The following is a 19,020-nucleotide window of genomic DNA, read 5'->3' on the forward strand; positions in this document are numbered from 1 at the left end:
GGGATTGTGTATGGCTGCAGATCAGGGCTCGACCTGGCTCCACTGTTTGTTCAGGCGCTTGTCGGAGATCGGCACTTTGGTGCCCAACTGTTGCGCGAACAACGACACGCGGTATTCCTCCAGCCACCAGCGGTACAACTCCAGCTGCGGATCGCGCTTGCCTTCCTGCGCATGCTTGGCCGCGCGGGTCTGGTATTGCGCCCACAGGCCAGCGAGTTCGCCGCTCCAGACCCGATCCTTCTGCACCTGCGCACCGAGTTTCTCGAAACGTTGCTCGACCGCTTTCAGGTAACGCGGCAACTCCTTGAGCCACTGCATCGGCGTTTCGCGGACGAACCCCGGATAGACCAGATTGGCGATCTGCTGCTTGATGTCGTTGAGTGCCACTGCCTGGGCAAGATCGATCTTGCCCTTGAAGCGTTTTTGCAGACCGTGCCAGATCTTGAGGATTTCCAGCGTCAGCCGCGCAACCCGCTCGGCGTGCTCGGTCCAGTTGCCGCGTTTGCGTTCGGCCAATGCCGCCAATCCGGCGCCATCGCGGGGCAACGGGTCTTCACCTTCGAGAATGCAGCTGTCGAGGCTGGCCAGCAGAATGTCTTCGACCAGCGCATCGACCCGGCCCAGTTCGCGATACAGCAAGCCCAGTTCAGTCTGCCCCGGCAACTTGCCACGCAGGAATTTGGCCGGTTCGGCCAGTTGCTGCATCAACAAACGCTGCAAGGCCCGACGATGCTGGAACTCGGCCTCTGCCGGAGTCGAGAAGCGTCCCTCTTTGACCGTGCCGCCCTCTTCCACCAACGCCGGGTAAACCGTCATCGACAGCCCGGCGATCTTCTGCTGGGTCTTTTCCGCCACCGGCGCAAAAACCTTAGCCTCGACCGGTTGCTGACTTTGCGCACTCTGCGGCACCGCCAGCGCGGCCTGGCTGGCTTCGGCGAAGCGTGCAGTCAACTCAGCCAGATCGCGGCCTTCGCCAAGGAACTTGCCCTGGCCATCGACGATTTCCAGGTTCATGCGCAGATGGCTTTCAACCTGCTGCGCCGCTTCCGCCCACGCTTCATCGCTGACCCGCGCGCCGGTCATGCGCAGCAGCTCGCGACCGAGCGCTTGCGGCAGCGAACCTTCGGCGAAAGTCATGCGCTGCAACGCGGCCCTGATGAAGTCCGGCACTGGCACGAAGTTCTTGCGCAGGGCTTTCGGCAGGTTGCGCACCAGGGCTATGCATTTGGCCTCAATCAAGCCCGGCACCAGCCATTCCAGACGCTCCGGCGGCAACATCGGCAGCAACGGCGCCGGCACGCGCAAGGTCACGCCGTCGCGCGGGTGATTGGGCTCGAAATGATAAGTCAGCGCCAGTTCCAGATCGCCAATGTGCAACGTATCCGGGTAATCACGGGCGGTGACTTCGCTGGCCTCGCGGGCCAACACGTCTTCTTCGCGCATGATCAACAGCTGCGGATCTTTCTGGCTGTTGACCTTGTACCAACTGTCGAAGGTCGCGGTCTGGTGGATCTCCGGCGGCAGACGTGCATCGTAGAAGGCGTAGAGGGTTTCTTCGTCGGCGAGAATGTCGCGCCGGCGCGCCTTGGCCTCGAGTTCGTCGAGCTGCTCGAGCAGTTTCTGATTGGCGCTCAGGCATTTGGCCCGCGACTGAATCTCGCCGCGCACCAGACCTTCGCGGATAAACAGCTCACGGGATACCACCGGATCGACCGGGCCGTAATGCACCGGACGACGACCGACGACGATCAGGCCGAACAGGGTGATCTGCTCGTAGGCGACGACCTGGCCGCGCTTCTTTTCCCAGTGCGGCTCGAAATGGTTTTTCTTGATCAGGTGCCCGGCCAGCGGTTCGATCCAGTCGGCGTCGATCTTGGCGACCATCCGCGCGTAAAGCTTGGTGGTTTCCACCAGCTCAGCGGTCATCAGCCACTGCGGGCGCTTCTTGCCGATGCCCGACGACGGATGAATCCAGAAGCGCCGCTGCCGCGCGCCGAGGTAATCGCCGTCTTCGGTTTTCTGGCCAATCTGGCTGAGCAAGCCGACCAGCACCGCTTTGTGCAGCTTCGGATAATCCGCCGGCTCCTTGTTCAGGCTCAACTGCATGTCGCGGCAGATCAGGCTCAACTGACGATGAGAATCACGCCACTCGCGCAGGCGCAGGTAATTGAGGAAATTCTTCCGGCACCAATTGCGCAGCGGGTTGGCAGTGAGCGCCTGGCGCTGCTCTTCGAAACCGCGCCACAGATTGACGAGCCCGGCGAAGTCGGAATCCGGATCCTTCCATTGCGCATGGGCCTGATCCGCCGCTTGCTGACGCTCCGGTGGACGCTCGCGCGGGTCCTGAATCGACATCGCACTGGCAACGATCAGCACTTCCTGCAAGCTGCCGAGCTTGGCCGCTTCCAGCAGCATGCGGCCCATGCGCGGGTCGACCGGCAAGCGCGCCAATTGGCGACCGAGTGGGGTCAGCTGACTATTTCGATCCACCGCCGACAGTTCTTGCAGCAGGTTGAAACCGTCGCTGATCGCCTTGCCGTCCGGCGGCTCGATAAACGGGAACGCGGTGATTTCACCGAGGCGCAGATGGAGCATCTGCAAAATAACGGCGGCGAGGTTGGTGCGCAGAATTTCCGGATCGGTAAATTCCGGGCGCCCAAGGAAGTCCTCTTCGCTGTACAAACGCACGCAGATACCCGGCTCGACCCGGCCGCAACGACCCTTGCGCTGATTGGCGCTGGCCTGGGAAATCGCTTCGATCGGCAAACGCTGGACCTTGGCGCGGTAGCTGTAGCGGCTGATGCGCGCGGTGCCGCTGTCAATCACATAGCGAATGCCCGGCACGGTCAGCGAGGTTTCGGCGACGTTGGTCGCCAGCACCACGCGGCGGCCCGGGTGCGACTGGAAAATCCGCTGCTGTTCAGCCGGCGACAGGCGCGCGTACAGCGGCAGGATTTCGGTGTGCTTGAGCTGGGCCTTGCGCAGCATATCGGCGGCGTCGCGAATCTCGCGCTCGCCGGGCAGGAACACCAGCACATCGCCGGGGCTGCGTCGTTCGCTGCGCTCGTAGGCGGCGATTTCGTCGAGGGTGGCGAGAATCGCCTGATCGACGGTCAGGTCATCCTCGACCCGGTTGCCCTCTTCGTCCTGCTCCAGCGTCAGCGGCCGATACCAGGTTTCCACCGGGAAGGTACGGCCCGATACTTCGACGATCGGCGCGTCATCGAAGTGCTTGGAGAAGCGCTCCAGATCGATGGTCGCCGACGTGATGATGACCTTCAGGTCGGGACGGCGTGGCAGCAGGGTTTTCAGGTAACCGAGGAGGAAATCGATGTTGAGGCTGCGTTCGTGGGCTTCGTCGACGATGATCGTGTCGTAGCGTTCCAGATAACGGTCGTTCTGGGTTTCCGCCAGCAGAATGCCGTCGGTCATCAGCTTGATCAGGGTGTTGGCATCGCTCTGATCCTCGAAGCGCACCTGATAGCCGACCAGCGCTCCGAGCGGCGTGCCGAGTTCTTCGGCGACACGGCTGGCGACACTGCGCGCAGCGATCCGACGCGGCTGGGTATGGCCGATCAGACCGTGCTGGCCGCGCCCGATTTCCAGGCAGATCTTCGGCAACTGGGTGGTTTTGCCCGAACCGGTTTCGCCGGCGATGATCAGCACCTGATGTTGCTCCAGGGCCTTCTTGATCTCGTCGCGCTTGGCCGCGATCGGCAAACTGTCGTCGTAACGAATCACCGGCAGGCTCGCGCGGCGCGCCAGCACCTGATCACAGGACGCCTGCATCCGCACCACCCACTGTGCCAGTTTGGCTTCGTCGGGTTTCTTGCGCAGCTCAAGCAACTGCCGCCGCAGCCGGTGACGGTCGGCGAGCATGGCGTGATCGAGGTTTTTCAGCAGTTTGTCGATGGAGGGCGATTCGTCGGTCATCGGGTAGGCAATTCGGTCGTCTATTTATGCAGGGGGCGGATTGTCGCAGAAAAGCAGCTGCAAGCGCCAAGCTACAAGCCGCAAGTCACTGCGGCTTTCAACTTGCAGCTTGAAGCTTGCCACTTGCAGCTGCGTCTTGTTATTCGTTATCGCGGCCCTTGCGCCGGTATGGGAAGACGTCGATGACCTTCCCCGCCCGAATCGCCTCCTGCAAGGCCTTCCAGTAATCGGCGTTGTACAGCTCGCCATGCAATTGATCGAACAATTTCCGCTGCCCGGCATCGGCAAACAGGAACGGCGGAAACTCCTCGGGAAACACGTCCAGCGGTCCGATCGAGTACCACGGCTCGGAGGCCATTTCATCCTCCGGCGTGCGCGGTTGCGGGATGTGGCGGAAGTTGGCTTCGGTCAGGAAGCAGATTTCGTCGTAATCGTAAAACACCACGCGCCCGTGACGGGTGACGCCGAAGTTTTTCAGCAGCATGTCGCCGGGAAAGATATTCGCCGCCGCCAATTGCTTGATCGCCAGACCGTAATCTTCCAGCGCTTCACGTACTTGCGCGTCGTTGGCATTTTCCAGATACAGATTGAGCGGGGTCATCCGGCGCTCGGTCCAGCAGTGGCGGATCAGCACGGTCTCGCCTTCGACCGAAACCGTCGACGGCGCCACCTCAAGCAGTTCTTCGAGGCACGCCGGATCGAACTTGCTCAGCGGAAAACGAAAGTCGGCAAATTCCTGGGTATCGGCCATACGCCCGACCCGATCGACGCTTTTCACCAGGCGATACTTTTCGATCACCGTGGCCCGGTCGACGTTTTTCGACGGCGAAAAGCGGTCCTTGATGATTTTGAACACAGTATTGAAACCCGGCAGGGTAAACACGCTCATGACCATGCCGCGCACGCCCGGGGCCATGATGAACTGATCGTCAGTGTTGGCCAGGTGATTGATCAGCGCGCGGTAGAACTCCGACTTGCCGTGCTTGTAGAAGCCGATCGAGGTGTACAACTCGGCGATGTGCTTGCCCGGCAGAATGCGTCGCAGAAAACCGATGAACTCCGCCGGCACCGGTACATCGACCATGAAATACGAACGGGTGAAAGAGAAGATGATCGACACATCGGCTTCGTCGGTGATCAACGCATCGATCTGAATGCCCCGACCTTCGCGGTGCAACAGCGGAATCACCAACGGCCATTGCTCGTCACGGGTGTAGATGCGCCCGACCAGATACGCGCCTTTGTTGCGGTAGAGCACCGAGGAAAACAGCTCGACGCTTAGCTCCGGGTCCTTGCACACCCAGTCCGGCAGGTTCTCGCGCAATTGCGCTTCGAGTCGCAGCAGGTCGCCGGGTAGATCGGCGTAATCTTCGCTGAAACGGTAATCGGCGAAGATACTGGCGAGCATCCCGGACAACTGGCCCTGCGGCTTGTACGTGCGGGTTTGCGCAGCGCGGGCGCGGCGCAGGCTCGGGCGCGTGGTGTGGATGAACATGCAGCCGTCGCTGATCAGGTCGTGGCTGAACAGCCCGCAGAAAATCGAGTTGTACCAGGTTTCGGACAGCTCATCGTCGAAGCGCAGGTCGATCACACTGATGTAGGCGCTTTTCACCAGCGGCCAGCAGCTGACGTCCATCAGGGTTTCGTCATCGAAATACTCGCGCAGGCGAGCGACGGTTTCGCCAACCTTTTCTTCGTACAGACTGATCCGCGCCGCCGAGGCGGCCTGGGCTTCTTGCCAGCGCGCCTGTTCGAAACGCTCCCGCGCGCCGTCGGTGATGCGGCGGAAATGCTCGCGGTAATCGTCGAAGCCGGCGAGGATCATCCGGGCGATCTCGGTGGCTGGCCATTGCTGCGACATAAATGAAACCTCGGCGGGAAATCGATTCGTTTGAGCTTAGTCACGGAACCGTCCGCAGGAAAAGCGCAATTTCTGCCAAAACCGATACCGGGGCGACCGCTGACAAGGTTTCTCGTGCCGATGCATCGGCAAGCAGAATTAAAAGCCCGGATAGCGGTTGCCATGATCCGGACGCTCGGCAACACTCTCGTCCCGATCAAGGAAGGAGCCCGCCGTGAGCCCTGTCGATATTTTCCGTATGTTGTCGCTGGCCGCTATCTGGGGCGCGAGTTTTCTGTTCATGCGCATCATTGCCCCGGTGATCGGCACGATCCCGACCGGGTTCTTTCGCGTGTCGATCGCGGCTGCCGGGCTGCTGGTGATCCTTGGGCTGATGCGCATCAGCTGGGACTTCAAGGGCAAGCTGAAAACCGTGATGCTGCTGGGCGTAATCAACTCGGGGATTCCGGCGACGCTGTATTCGGTGGCGGCGCAAGTATTGCCTGCCGGCTATTCGGCGATCTTCAACGCCACGACGCCACTGATGGGCGTACTGATTGGCGGCCTGTTCTTCAGTGAAAAACTCACGGCGGCCAAGCTCAGCGGCGTGTTCCTCGGTCTGTTCGGCGTCGGTGTACTGACGCGCGCCGGTCCCGTAGCCTTCGATCTGCAACTGCTGATGGGCGCGGTCGCCTGCCTGCTGGCGACCACTTGCTACGGCTTTGCCGGATTCCTCGCACGGCGCTGGCTGGATCAGGCCGGTGGGCTGGACAGCCGTTTGTCGGCACTGGGCAGCATGCTCGGGGCGACGTTGTTTTTGCTGCCGTTGTTCGCCTACAGCACCATCACTGCGCCGCCGGTCAGCTGGGGCGGCTGGCAGGTCTGGCTGTCGCTGCTCGGCCTGGGCCTGGGCTGCACGGCGTTTGCCTATATCATCTATTTCCGCCTGCTCAGCTCGATCGGCCCGGTAAAATCGATGACCGTGACCTTCATGATCCCGCCGTTCGGCGTGCTGTGGGGGGCGTTGTTGCTGGATGAGCCGTTGTCGATGGCGCACATTTATGGCGGGGTGCTGATTGCGGCGGCGTTGTGGCTGGTGTTGAAGCCGGCGGTGGTGAAGCCTGCAAACGCGTCAGTCCGTTAGGTTTTCTGCCGCAGATATTCGCGAGCAGGCTCGCTCCCACAGAAAAATACATTCCAATGTGGGAGCGAGCCTGCTCGCGAAAGGCGGCGCAACAAGCGCCACCTGCCTATCGGCTATCCGGTTTTACGGAACACAAATACCAATCCAACAATAATCAGCAGCATTCCCAACACGCTCAACGCCGCCAGCCGGTTACCGAAAATCAGGTAATCCATCACCGCCGTCACCGCCGGCACCAGATAGAACAGGCTGGTGACATTCACCAGATTGCCCCGCGCAATCAGTCGATACAGCAACAGCGTCGCCAGCACTGAAACCACCAGGCCCATCCATAACACCGGGACAATGAACCCTGCGCTGTGTTCGAAGTGAAACGGCTGGAACGGTACGAAAATCGCGCACAGCAACAGGCCGGCCAGGTACTGCACTGGCAGCGTGCCGAGCGGATTGTCGGTGATGCGTTTTTGCATGATCGAGCCGAGCGTCATGCTCGCCAGCGCCAGCAAACCGAACAGCATGCCGGCCCAGGACATTCCAGCCAGACCGATGCCCTGGTAAACCACCATGACCAGCCCGGCCAGGCCCAGCGCCAGGCCGAACAGGCGGCTCGCCGAACGCTGCCGTTCCATCAAGACCACGGTAAGGATCGGCTGAACGCCCATCAGAGTGGCCATCACCCCCGGCGTGACTTTGCAATCCAGCGCCAGCAGATAAAAGATCTGATAGGCCCCGAGCAACACCAATCCCGTGGCGATCGCGAACAGCATCGGCTTGCCACCCTTGGGCAGCTTCAATCTCAGCAGCGGCGCCAGCAAGACCAGCCCGCACAGGGCGATGGCGAAGCGAATCAGCAGAAAGGCAAAGGGCGAAGCATGGGCGAGGCCCCACTTGGAGAAAATCGCCCCGCTGCTCCACAGCAGAACGAACAGGCTCGTGGACGTCGCCGCGAGCGCGGATTGTTTCGAAAGGACAAACATGAATACCACCTGTAGTCAGGCAAGAAGCCAACTCAGCCGAAGCTGAAATTCAGTAGGTTGTTCTGGCGGGCGCAGGGGTCAGCAGAAGCTGCCGATCAACCCCGCACACCAACGCCCGGCGGCGATACGACTGCGCACACCGGCGTGCTACTGACAGGTGGAGGGTAATGACTGATCTGCACAGGCTGCTGATTCCCGCACGGCACGACGCCAGCGTTGACCGCTGAATCGACTACCGCGTTGATGAGGGATGCAGGCATGGATGCTGATCTTTATTGGAGAAATGAAAGCGCGAGCACAGCGGCTCGGGCGGGCTGACTATAACCAGCCCGGGACACAGATTGCAATGACTTGGGCAAAGGGCCGGTAGCGACAGCTTGGGGCGGGATGATTAGGGTGATTGGCGGCGGCAATGGATTGTCAGGAGACATGGAATGCAAGAGATCATATGCCAAGGGAACGGACGTATTTGCGGTATCAGGTTTATCGGTCAGAGGCGAGGAAGCGGGCCGCTTCGCAGATTGCCGGCTTACAGGGCCAACTTAAGGCGGCCGACGCTTCGATTATGGATTTATCTCTGATTCGGTTCGAACCGATAAACAGGCATGCGCTGAATGCTTTTGAAACATGGGAAGAACCCTGCTTTTTCTGGCATGAAGTCATCGCCTGGAAATCACGTGAACCACGCGCATTGGACATCTCTATCTGGTTCGACGGGCAGCTCTGCGGCCTGTGTTTTGCAAACCCGAACAATAGTCGACGCAGATTACGAGTTGTGAGATTGGAAGGGCGCCCTGGCGGAACACATCCTTTGAAAAATCGGATAGGACTACTAGCGATCATGGTAATTGAGCAATACGCGCACTTCGTTGGCTGCGATGTTATCGAAATACAAGAGCCGCTGGACGGTGCGATACCCGTTTATCAGAAGCTGGGTTTCAGCTACGACATCGAAGGCCGCCTTGTCAAAACCTTGGAGAATCCAGTACTGTGAAAGCCAATCAATTACTGATCAAACCGGGAGGCAACATGAAAAAAGCGAAGCATAGACCTCCCGAAGCATTGGTCAGATCGCTGAAAACCAAAAGACTGGCTGATCATGAATTGACCGCTAATCAACGGCGTCTGTTGCAACTGCTGATCACCGGTATCGAAGATGAGCCCTCGGTGCTGGCCGCTGGCCGATTGTGAAAAAACCGCTCCTGAGGAGCGGTTTTTTATTTCTGAGCCAGCCTCAACCAAACAACCAATACCCCAGCAAGGTCAGCACCAGCACCGCCAGCACCGGGCGCATTACGCGGTAGGCCTTGGGATGCCGGCGCTTCCACTGCTTGACCACGCCGCTGAAACGGTCGCTGAAGTTCTTGCTCCAGGCATAAGCCTGGTTGATGCCGCCAACGCGTTCGTCGTCGAGATTCTGCGGCGCGGTGGCGCGGCCGAGCCAGCCACTAATGAAGCGATTGATGCGGGTCATCACGCGGTTGCTCAGCGGACGCTCGATGTCACAGAACAGAATCACTCGAGTCTGATCTGTTTCATTCTTGACCCAGTGCACGTAGGTCTCGTCGAACATCACGTCATCGCCGTCGCGCCAGGCATAGACCTGACCGTCGACGAAGATCCGGCAATCATCGGAGTTGGGCGTCGACAAACCGAGGTGATAGCGCAGGGAGCCGGCGAACGGGTCACGGTGCGGATTGAGGTGACTGCCGCCCGGCAGCAGCGCGAACATCGCGCCCTTGACGTTGGGTATGGCACTGACCAGCGCCACCGTTTTCGGGCAAAGGGCTTCGGCCGATGGCAGCGGTTTGTCGTACCACTTCAGATAAAAACGCTTCCAGCCCTTCTTGAAGAACGAACCGAAACCGGCATCGTTGTTTTTCTCGGCGGCGCGAATGTAACCTTCGTCGAACAAGTGCATGGCTTCGTCGCGAATGGTTTCCCAGTTGTCGCGCAGTACATCCAGCTCCGGAAACTTGCTGCGATCCAGATACGGTCTGGATGGCACTGCGGAAAACAGGTACATCAACGCGTTGTACGGAGCGAACAGTGCGGAGTGGTTGACGAACTGGCGCAATACCGGCAAACGCGCCTTGCCGCGCAAATGCACATAGAGCGTGCTGCCCAGAAACAGCAACAGCACAAACGCCTTGGCGGCAAACGAAACGGTCATCAACGACTCCTTGAATAAAGACAACGCTGCGCAATGCCCTTTTCCCGGCATGGCAGCCGGCCATGATAAACACTACCGGCTCCGGGAAAAACCCGCCTGACACAAGATTCAGTGTTAAGCATTACGCAACAAAGCCTTTATTAACATGCAGCGCCTGAACCCTGGCTGACCTGAATCAACAGGCTTACTGCTGGTTCTCCTGCTCGGTGAACAGGTCACTGAACAGCATGCTCGACAGATAACGCTCGCCCGAATCCGGCAGCACCACGACGATGGTTTTGCCCTGCATCTCTGGTTTCTCCGCCAGACGCACCGCCACCGCCATGGCAGCACCGCAGGAAATCCCGCACAAAATCCCCTCTTCCTGCATCAGGCGCAAAGCCATGGCCTTGGATTCTTCATCGGTCACCTGCTCGACGCGATCGACCATCGACAGATCAAGATTCTTCGGCACAAAACCGGCACCGATGCCTTGAATCTTGTGCGGGCTCGGCTTGATCTCGGCACCGGCCAGAGCCTGGGTGATGACGGGCGAAGACGCTGGCTCGACGGCCACCGACAGAATCGGTTTCCCGGCGGTGTTCTTGATATACCGCGAGACACCAGTAATGGTTCCGCCGGTACCTACGCCAGCCACCAGCACATCCACGGCACCGTCGGTGTCGTTCCAGATTTCCGGGCCGGTGGTCTTCTCATGAATCGCCGGGTTGGCCGGGTTATCGAACTGCGCCGGCATGAAGTATTTGTCGGCATCGCTGGCGACGATTTCCGCAGCTTTCTCGATGGCGCCCTTCATGCCCTTGGCCGGCTCGGTCAACACCAGTTCCGCGCCCAAGGCTTTCAGAACCTTGCGGCGCTCGATGCTCATCGACGCCGGCATGGTCAGCATCAATTTATAGCCACGCGCAGCGGCAACGAAGGCCAGACCGATACCGGTATTACCTGAAGTCGGCTCGACAATGGTCATGCCTGGCTTGAGTTTGCCGCTGCTTTCGGCGTCCCAGATCATGTTGGCGCCGATCCGGCATTTGACCGAGTAACCGGGATTGCGCCCCTCGATCTTGGCGAGGATGGTGACCCCGCGCGGCGCGATGCGGTTGATCTGGACCAGCGGCGTATTACCGATGGAATGGGCGTTGTCAGCGTAAATACGGCTCATGGCTGGGTCCTTATGCAGCATTGAATTCAGCCTTCCAAGGTAAGCCCGTTGCCGATCACAGTCCAGTCGGGTCGAACGTCTGCAAACGCGCGGAGTCAATCGCATTGAATCGTCAAGCCACACTCTTGAAGGAACAATGGCATGAAACGTCGTTACAGCTGGCCGCTCTGGACCCTGGTGGGTGTCGTGGTGCTGCTGGTCGCCCTGCATTTCGCCCTGCCCTATCTGGTACGCGACTACCTCAATGACAAGCTCGCGGACATGGGCGATTACCGTGGCCAGATCACCGATGTCGACCTCGCGCTGTGGCGCGGCGCCTACAAAATCAACGGCCTGAAGATCGTCAAAGTCGATGGCAAGGTACCGGTGCCGTTCGTCGATGCGCCGTTGATCGATCTGTCGGTGAGCTGGCATTCGTTGTGGTACGACCATGCAGTGGTCGCGCAGGTGCAATTCCTCAATCCCGAAATCAACTTTGTCGACGGCGGCCCCAACAAACAGAACTCGCAGACCGGTCAGGGCACCGACTGGCGTGAGCAGTTGGGCAAGCTGCTGCCGATCACCCTCGATGAAGTGCAGATCAACGACGGCCGTATCACCTTCCGCAACTTCAATTCCAAGCCGCCGGTTAACATGAACGCCAGCAACGTCAACGCCAGCATCTATAACCTGACCAATGTGGTCGACAAGGAAGGCAAACGCGACGCGCGCTTTGAAGGCAAGGCGTTGCTGCTGGGCCACGCGCCATTGGAAACCACCGCCACCTTCGATCCACTGAGCAACTTCGAAGACTTCGAATTCCGCCTGCGCGCCCGTGACATCGAGCTCAAACGCATGAACGACTTCGCCGCCGCCTACGGCAAATTCGATTTCAACGCCGGCCACGGCGATGTGGTTATCGAAGCCAAGGCAGAGAAAGCCCGACTCACCGGCTATATCAAACCCCTGCTGCGCGACGTCGACGTATTCAACTGGCAGCAAGACGTCGAAAACAAGAACAAAGGCCTGTTCCGCTCAATCTGGGAAGCGCTGGTCGGCGGCACCGAGACCGTGCTGAAGAACCAGAACAAAAACCAGTTCGCCACCCGCGTCGAACTCAGCGGCAATGTTCACCAGCAGAACGTCAACGCCTTCGAAGCGTTTTTGCAGATTTTGCGCAATGGCTTCATCCAGGCATTCAATGCGCGGTACGAACGGCCGAAGCCGGATGAGGGTTAAGTTTTGCGGTTGACGACATATCGACCTGTGTCTTCGGCCGCTATCGATGAACGCTGTTGCAGCGAATCCCAGCCCAGACAGGCCAAGGCCAAAGAACGTGGCACTGCTTCACGCCCATTGCTGTAACGGCTGATGCTGCGAGCGCTCACACCGAGCGCTTCGGCCGCATCATTGAGAGAAAGTCCGGTACGGGCGCGCCAATCGATAAAAATGCGCGTGTTCTCATCCTGGGCATTCTGCGCTAGCGCATCCATATACAAGGTGTCTGCACCGATCTGTACGTCGGGTTCAATCCATTCAACGATCCAACCCTCGTCCCCGATTGCGGCATTCGCAAAGACTTCGCGATCAAGCAGTGGCCGCAGACCTGGATAAGTATGAATATCCATCCCCAAATCAACTGTCAGTTCCTGACCATTGATAAATGTCAGCGCCAACCTGAAATCCGACAGGACGTGCGCAGATCGCAGACGCGGCCGTTTCATGGGTAACATCGATTTTCTGCCTTTTTACTAACCGAGTAAGAAAGGCTATCGCCAAATCGGCGATACCAAAATACTGGCCATCCGCCGAGACTGAGTCAACATGTGACGCTCCATTCAGAGACTGAATAAGCCGTCTGCGTTCACAGTCGACCGGCGTGCGCGTTATAGTCGGGCATCCGATTATTTCGCCCCCGCCCTGCCCGTCAGGTCGGCGTTACCGTTCGAGGATTAGCAGATGAAGTTCGAAGGCACCCAGGCCTACGTCGCCACCGATGACCTGAAGCTGGCGGTCAACGCCGCTATCACCCTGGAGCGGCCTCTGCTGGTCAAGGGCGAACCGGGCACCGGCAAGACCATGCTCGCCGAGCAACTGGCCGAATCGTTCGGCGCCAAATTGATCACCTGGCACATCAAGTCCACCACCAAGGCCCATCAGGGTCTGTATGAATACGATGCTGTCAGCCGCCTGCGTGATTCGCAGCTGGGCAATGAAAAAGTCCACGATGTGCGCAATTACCTGAAGAAAGGCAAGCTTTGGGAAGCCTTCGAGTCCGAGGAGCGGGTGATTCTGCTGATCGACGAAATCGACAAGGCCGACATCGAGTTCCCCAACGACCTGTTGCAAGAACTCGACAAGATGGAGTTCTACGTTTACGAGATCGACGAGACCATCAAGGCGAAAAAGCGCCCGATCATCATCATTACTTCCAACAACGAAAAAGAACTGCCGGACGCCTTTCTGCGCCGCTGCTTCTTCCACTACATCGCTTTCCCCGACCGCACTACCCTGCAGAAAATCGTCGATGTGCATTACCCGGACATCAAGAAGGACCTGGTCAGCGAAGCGCTCGATGTGTTCTTCGACGTGCGCAAGGTACCGGGCCTGAAGAAAAAACCATCCACGTCCGAGCTGGTCGACTGGCTGAAACTGCTGATGGCCGACAACATCGGCGAAGCGGTGCTGCGCGAGCGCGATCCGACCAAAGCCATTCCGCCACTGGCTGGCGCACTGGTGAAAAACGAACAGGACGTGCATCTGCTTGAGCGCCTGGCGTTCATGAGCCGGCGCGGCACCCGCTAAGAGGCTGCTGCCATGTTGCTCAACCTGTTCAACGAAATGCGTGCAGCCAAGGTACCGGTGTCGGTGCGCGAGCTGCTCGACCTGATCAACGCGCTGAAACAGCGCGTGACCTTCGCCGACATGGACGAGTTCTATTACTTGTCGCGGGCGATTCTGGTGAAGGACGAGCGCCATTTCGACAAGTTCGACCGGGCGTTCGGCGCCTATTTCAATGGCCTGGAGAAACTCGACGATCACTTGCAGGCGCTGATTCCCGAAGACTGGTTGCGCAAGGAATTCGAGCGCTCGCTGAGCGACGAAGAACGCGCGCAGATCCAGTCCCTTGGCGGGCTGGACAAGCTCATCGAAGAGTTCAAGAAGCGTCTGGAAGAACAGAAGGAACGCCACGCCGGCGGCAACAAGTGGATTGGCACCGGCGGCACCAGCCCGTTCGGCTCCGGCGGTTTCAACCCTGAAGGCATCCGCGTTGGCGACGCCGGCAAGCGTCAGGGCAAAGCGGTCAAGGTCTGGGATCAGCGCGAGTACAAGAACCTCGACGATTCGGTGGAACTGGGCACGCGCAACATCAAGGTCGCCCTGCGTCGTCTGCGCAAGTTTGCTCGCCAGGGTGCGGCGGAAGAGCTCGACATTGACGGCACCATCGACCACACCGCCAAGGACGCCGGCCTGCTGAATATCCAGATGCGTCCGGAACGGCGCAACACAGTGAAGCTGTTGCTATTGTTCGACATCGGCGGCTCGATGGATGCGCACGTGAAGATCTGTGAGGAATTGTTCTCGGCCTGCAAGACCGAGTTCAAGCACCTGGAGTACTTCTACTTCCACAACTTCATTTATGAATCGGTGTGGAAGAACAACATGCGCCGCACTTCCGAACGCACTTCGACCCAGGATCTGCTGCACAAGTACGGCGCCGACTACAAAGTAATTTTCATCGGTGACGCCGCCATGGCGCCCTACGAAATTACCCAGGCTGGCGGCAGCGTCGAGCACTGGAACGAAGAGCCGGGTTACGTGTGGATGCAGCGCTTCATGGAGAAATACAAGAAGCTCATCTGGATCAATCCGTATCCGAAGGACACGTGGGGCTATACCTCGTCGACCAACATCGTCCGCGATCTGATCGAGGATCAGATGTATCCGCTGACGCTGCGCGGGCTTGAAGAAGGGATGCGGTTTCTTTCCAAATAATCGTTAACTCGACGAACGCCTTCGCGAGCAGGCTCGCTCCCACATTGGAATGCTTTTACCTGTGGGAGCGAGCCTGCTCGCGAAGCTTTTAGCGATCTTTAAAGCGCTGCAAATACTCGACATGCTCGCGGTGCGCGACGTCCTGCACCACCGGCCTTAACCTCACCTTCGCTCCCGGCAGGCACTGCGCCAATCGCGCCAGCGCCAGCGGTGTCAACGCACCCAGGCGCGGATAGCCACCGATGGTCTGTCGATCATTGAGCAACACAATCGGCTGCCCGTCCGGCGGTACCTGCACAGCGCCCAAGGGAATGCCCTCGGAAATCATCGGCGCGCCCTGATACTGCAACGCCGCGCCGAGGAGGCGGATGCCCATGCGGTCGGCGCGACTGTCGATGGTCCAAGCGCTGTTGAAGATATCGAACAGGCTCTGCCCGCTGAACTGGCCGATCTGTGCGCCGAGCACCAAGTCCAAAGGCGCGTGCATTTTGAAATCCGGCCGCAGCGTCGAAGGCATTTCGCGCACCGCTGACGCTTCGCCGCTGTAACCGAGCGCCGCCACTTTGGCGAGCGGAAGGCCCATGCCATCAAGTCCGCCCAATTCTTCTCGCAGCACCGTGGCACTGCTGCCCAGTACCTTCGGCGCGGCAAAGCCGCCGGGGGCCGCCAGATAAACCCTGGCGCCGAGCAACGGCTGGGTGAAGCGCAATGTCTGCCCTTTCGCCAACCGGAAACTGCGCCACGGCGCCAGCGGCTGGCCGTCGATCTGCGCGCCGAGATCCGCTCCTGCCAGCGCCAGCAGGCAATCCTCCTCAGCCACCACGGCAAACCCGCCGAGGGTGATTTCAACCACCGCCGCATCCAGTTCATTACCCAACAGCCAATTGGCCCAGCTCATCGAGCACCAATCCGCCGCCCCGCCCTGGGTCACGCCCAGATGTCGCACGCCAAACCGCCCGGCATCCTGCAACAGGCACAGTGGCGTGCTGGCTTCGATCGTCAATCGACTCATGCCAACGCCTCCAGTGGGGAGTCGTCGCCGCCCAAGCGTATGAATTCGGCGTGGTCGACCGCTTCGAAGCGCACCGTGTCGCCGGGTTGCATCAGGCTATAGCCGTCGCGATGGCGATCGAAGAGTTTTGCCGGGGTGCGCCCGATCAGGTTCCAGCCACCGGGTGAGACCACCGGATACGCTGCGGTCTGCCGCTCGGCGATACCGACGCTGCCGGCGGCGACTTTCTTGCGCGGTGTGCTCAAGCGTGGCGCGGCGAGCATTTCTTCGACCAGGCCCATGAAGGCAAAACCCGGCGCAAAGCCAAGAGCGAACACCTGATATTCCCGTGCGCTGTGGCGACGAATCACCTCCTTCACCGCCAGCCCGCTGCGTTCGGCCAACAGGCTCAGTTCCGGGCCGACACTCAAGTCGTACCAGACCGGCAAGACGTGACACTGCCCAGCGCTTCGCGCATTCGGCGTCAGATCGACCAGCGCTTCGGCGATCAAGTCACGCGCCTGCGCCGGACTCAACAGCGTCAGATCGTAATGCACCATCAACGTCGTGTAGGACGGCACCAGATCGATCAGTTGTGCACCAAACGCCGTGCGCAAGCGCTCGCTGGCGGCGAGCATCCACGGCATGTTGGCTTCGGCGATGTCATCGAACAGACGCAGCATCAGGCAATCGAGCGCCACCACTTCAACCCGTGGATTCATGACGCACTCGACTGCTGCAAGGCCTGACGAATACGCCGCACGGCGGCCACGGAACTGGCGTTGTCGCCGTGGACGCACAAGGTGTTGGCGCGCAGGATCAAGGCGCTGCCATCGCTGGCGCTGAGTTCGCCGCCACGGGCGATGGTCAACGCTTGCTCGATGATTTTTTCGGCATCGTGATGCACGGCGCCCGGCAATTGCCGTAAGACCAGCCGGCCGGCGCTGTCGTAGGCACGGTCGGCAAAAGCTTCAAACCACAGGGTTACGCCGTATTCATCGCCAATTTGCTGCGCCGCAGCGTTGTCCCGGGTCGCCATCAACATCAGCGGCAGGCTGCGGTCATACGCGGCCACGGCCTGCACCACCGCGCGCAACTGCGCCGGGTTGGCCATCATGTCGTTGTACATCGCGCCGTGGGGTTTGACGTAGCTCACGCGTCCGCCCTGCGCCTTGCAGATGCCGTCGAGGGCGCCGATCTGGTAATGCAGGATGTCTTGCAGCTCTTGCGCGGAATACGCCATGGAGCGTCGGCCGAATCCGACCAGATCCTGATAGGCCGGGTGCGCGCCAATCTGCACGCCGTGTTCGAGGGCCAGCGCCACGGTTTTGCGCATGATGCTCGGGTCGCCGGCATGGAAACCGCAAGCGATGTTGGCGCAATCGATGAAGGGCATGACCTCGGCATCCAGACCCATGGTCCAGCTGCCGAAGCTCTCGCCAATGTCGCAATTCAATAGCAGGCGGCTCACGGTGAACACTCCTGTAGCTGCTGGTCTTTTTATCTGTAGGAGACTTCTGCGCAGGGTATCAGTTACTGCGCGTCGAGTTGCTTGCCACGGGTTTCCGGCAGGCTCAGCGCCGCCAGAATCACCACGCCGTAAGAAACCGCCGCGAAGGCGCCGATGCCCATGCTCAGCGGCACTTTCTGGCTGAGCAGGCCGATCAACAGCGGGAACAACGCCGCCAGTGCGCGGCCGATGTTGTAGCAGAAACCCTGGCCCGAGCCGCGAATCCGTGTGGGGAACAATTCGGTGAGAAACGCGCCCATGCCGCTGAAAATCCCCGAGGCGAAGAAGCCCAGCGGAAAGCCCAGCCACAGCATCACGCCGTTACTGACCGGCATCTGCGTGTAGAGCAGAACGATGGTGAATGAGCCGACCGCGAACAAGATGAAATTCTTTTTCCGTCCGAGCAGGTCGGTCAGATACGCGCTGATCACATAGCCGACGTAGGAACCGACGATTACCATCGCCAGATAACCACCGGTGCCGAGCACGCTCAACCCGCGTTCATTCTTGAGGAAGGTCGGCAGCCAGGAGGTGATCGCGTAATAACAGCCCAGCGCACCGGTGGTCAGCAACGACGCGCGAAACGTGGTGAAGAGCATGCCAGGGGCAAAGATCTCGTAGAACTTCGCCGGGTTCTGCGGGGTTTGCGCGGCTTTGGCTTCGCGATAGATCTCAGGATCTTTCACGAGGCGACGGACGAAAATCACGAATATCGCCGGCACGATGCCAAGGATGAACAGCGCGCGCCAGGCATCTTCCGCTGGCAACACGGAGAACAGCAACGCGTACAGAATCGCCGTCAGGCCCCAGCCCAGCGCCCAGCCGGATTGCACCATGCCCACCGCTTTGCCGCGGTCCTTCGCGCGGATCACTTCACCGATCAGCACCGCGCCGGCGGTCCATTCACCGCCGAAACCGAAGCCCATCAGGGTGCGCGCGATCAGTAATTGTTCGTAGTTTTGCGCGAAACCGCAGAGGAAGGTGAAGAAGGCGAACCACAGCACCGTCAGTTGCAGGGTGCGCACGCGGCCGATGCGGTCGGAGAGAATCCCGGCGACCCAGCCGCCGATGGCCGAGGCGATCAGGGTGCTGGTGTGAATCAGCCCCGCTTCGCCAGTGGTGATGCCCCACATCGCGATCAGCGTCGGCACAACGAAGCTGAGCATCTGCGTGTCCATGCCGTCCAGACCGTAGCCGATCTTGCAGCTCCAGAACGTGCGGCGCTCCTGCTGGTTGATGTTGCGGTACCAGTCGAACGGCCCGGGGCGCGTCACAGGTTTGCATAACGGGAGGGTGTCGGGAGCACTCATGGCAAATC

General features: G+C 59.8%; 16 protein-coding genes. 6 read left to right on the top strand and 10 right to left on the bottom strand.

Annotated elements, in window-relative coordinates:
- Window positions 1–21: 21 nt before the first annotated feature.
- Window positions 22–3,933 (bottom strand): ATP-dependent RNA helicase HrpA, encoded by a 3,912-nt coding sequence (gene hrpA, locus AC0IXA_RS07220; protein ID WP_471812355.1) that lies wholly within the window; start codon window positions 3,931–3,933, stop codon window positions 22–24.
- Window positions 3,934–4,072: 139 nt separating this feature from the next.
- The gene (gene aceK, locus AC0IXA_RS07225; RefSeq protein WP_471812357.1) at window positions 4,073–5,794 is read right to left on the bottom strand and encodes a bifunctional isocitrate dehydrogenase kinase/phosphatase; all 1,722 of its coding nucleotides are present in this window, start codon (window positions 5,792–5,794) and stop codon (window positions 4,073–4,075) included.
- 214 nt (window positions 5,795–6,008) lie between these two features.
- On the opposite strand from aceK, the gene AC0IXA_RS07230 reads away from it, so the two are divergent.
- Entirely contained in the window at window positions 6,009–6,917 is a 909-nt protein-coding gene (locus AC0IXA_RS07230; RefSeq protein ID WP_122505875.1) for a DMT family transporter, read from the top strand.
- A gap of 113 nt (window positions 6,918–7,030) precedes the next feature.
- On the opposite strand, the gene AC0IXA_RS07235 is transcribed toward AC0IXA_RS07230, so the two are convergent.
- The gene (locus AC0IXA_RS07235) at window positions 7,031–7,894 is read right to left on the bottom strand and encodes a DMT family transporter (protein ID WP_471812359.1); all 864 of its coding nucleotides are present in this window, start codon (window positions 7,892–7,894) and stop codon (window positions 7,031–7,033) included.
- Between the two features lie 448 nt (window positions 7,895–8,342).
- On the opposite strand from AC0IXA_RS07235, the gene AC0IXA_RS07240 reads away from it, so the two are divergent.
- Together AC0IXA_RS07240 and AC0IXA_RS07245 are read left to right on the top strand one after the other, a co-directional pair.
- Window positions 8,343–8,888 carry a hypothetical protein gene (locus AC0IXA_RS07240; protein WP_341638739.1) on the top strand — a complete coding sequence of 182 codons (546 nt, stop codon included), beginning with the start codon at window positions 8,343–8,345 and terminating at the stop codon, window positions 8,886–8,888.
- Window positions 8,885–9,085 (top strand): hypothetical protein, encoded by a 201-nt coding sequence (locus AC0IXA_RS07245; protein ID WP_076566462.1) that lies wholly within the window; start codon window positions 8,885–8,887, stop codon window positions 9,083–9,085. Before AC0IXA_RS07240 ends, AC0IXA_RS07245 begins: the two co-directional genes overlap by 4 nt.
- A 43-nt stretch (window positions 9,086–9,128) precedes the next feature.
- On the opposite strand, the gene AC0IXA_RS07250 is transcribed toward AC0IXA_RS07245, so the two are convergent.
- Both AC0IXA_RS07250 and cysK read right to left on the bottom strand, forming a co-directional pair.
- Window positions 9,129–10,067: an aspartyl/asparaginyl beta-hydroxylase domain-containing protein gene (locus AC0IXA_RS07250; protein WP_252881483.1), complete on the bottom strand. Its 939-nt coding sequence runs from the start codon at window positions 10,065–10,067 to the stop codon at window positions 9,129–9,131.
- 184 nt (window positions 10,068–10,251) lie between these two features.
- Window positions 10,252–11,226: a cysteine synthase A gene (gene cysK / locus AC0IXA_RS07255; protein WP_122505872.1), complete on the bottom strand. Its 975-nt coding sequence runs from the start codon at window positions 11,224–11,226 to the stop codon at window positions 10,252–10,254.
- A gap of 141 nt (window positions 11,227–11,367) precedes the next feature.
- Between cysK and AC0IXA_RS07260 the strand changes: the two genes are divergently transcribed.
- Window positions 11,368–12,444, top strand: coding sequence for a DUF748 domain-containing protein (locus AC0IXA_RS07260; protein WP_341638737.1), 1,077 nt, complete (start codon window positions 11,368–11,370; stop codon window positions 12,442–12,444).
- Here the strand turns inward: AC0IXA_RS07260 and AC0IXA_RS07265 are convergent.
- Window positions 12,441–12,938: a helix-turn-helix domain-containing protein gene (locus tag AC0IXA_RS07265; RefSeq protein WP_471812362.1), complete on the bottom strand. Its 498-nt coding sequence runs from the start codon at window positions 12,936–12,938 to the stop codon at window positions 12,441–12,443. The two genes, AC0IXA_RS07260 and AC0IXA_RS07265, sit on opposite strands and share 4 nt — an antisense overlap.
- Window positions 12,939–13,164: 226 nt before the next feature.
- Between AC0IXA_RS07265 and AC0IXA_RS07270 the strand changes: the two genes are divergently transcribed.
- Window positions 13,165–14,010: an AAA family ATPase gene (locus tag AC0IXA_RS07270; RefSeq protein WP_471812364.1), complete on the top strand. Its 846-nt coding sequence runs from the start codon at window positions 13,165–13,167 to the stop codon at window positions 14,008–14,010.
- Between the two features lie 12 nt (window positions 14,011–14,022).
- A complete protein-coding gene (locus tag AC0IXA_RS07275) occupies window positions 14,023–15,201 on the top strand; it encodes a vWA domain-containing protein (RefSeq protein WP_016771218.1) in 1,179 nt (392 codons plus the stop codon).
- Window positions 15,202–15,289: 88 nt separating this feature from the next.
- On the opposite strand, the gene AC0IXA_RS07280 is transcribed toward AC0IXA_RS07275, so the two are convergent.
- From AC0IXA_RS07280 to AC0IXA_RS07295, 4 genes are all read right to left on the bottom strand, one after another.
- Entirely contained in the window at window positions 15,290–16,213 is a 924-nt protein-coding gene (locus tag AC0IXA_RS07280; protein WP_471812366.1) for a 5-oxoprolinase subunit C family protein, read from the bottom strand.
- Complete coding sequence (gene pxpB / locus AC0IXA_RS07285; RefSeq protein WP_471812368.1) at window positions 16,210–16,914, bottom strand: 5-oxoprolinase subunit PxpB; 705 nt, start codon at window positions 16,912–16,914, stop codon at window positions 16,210–16,212. The genes AC0IXA_RS07280 and pxpB overlap by 4 nt, the downstream gene beginning before the upstream one ends.
- Window positions 16,911–17,663, bottom strand: a complete 753-nt coding sequence (locus AC0IXA_RS07290; RefSeq protein ID WP_471812370.1) for a 5-oxoprolinase subunit PxpA — start codon at window positions 17,661–17,663, stop codon at window positions 16,911–16,913. The genes pxpB and AC0IXA_RS07290 overlap by 4 nt, the downstream gene beginning before the upstream one ends.
- A 62-nt stretch (window positions 17,664–17,725) precedes the next feature.
- Window positions 17,726–19,012 (bottom strand): MFS transporter, encoded by a 1,287-nt coding sequence (locus AC0IXA_RS07295; RefSeq protein WP_471812372.1) that lies wholly within the window; start codon window positions 19,010–19,012, stop codon window positions 17,726–17,728.
- Window positions 19,013–19,020 lie beyond the last annotated feature (8 nt).

The organism is Pseudomonas sp. AC083, assembly GCF_979253165.1.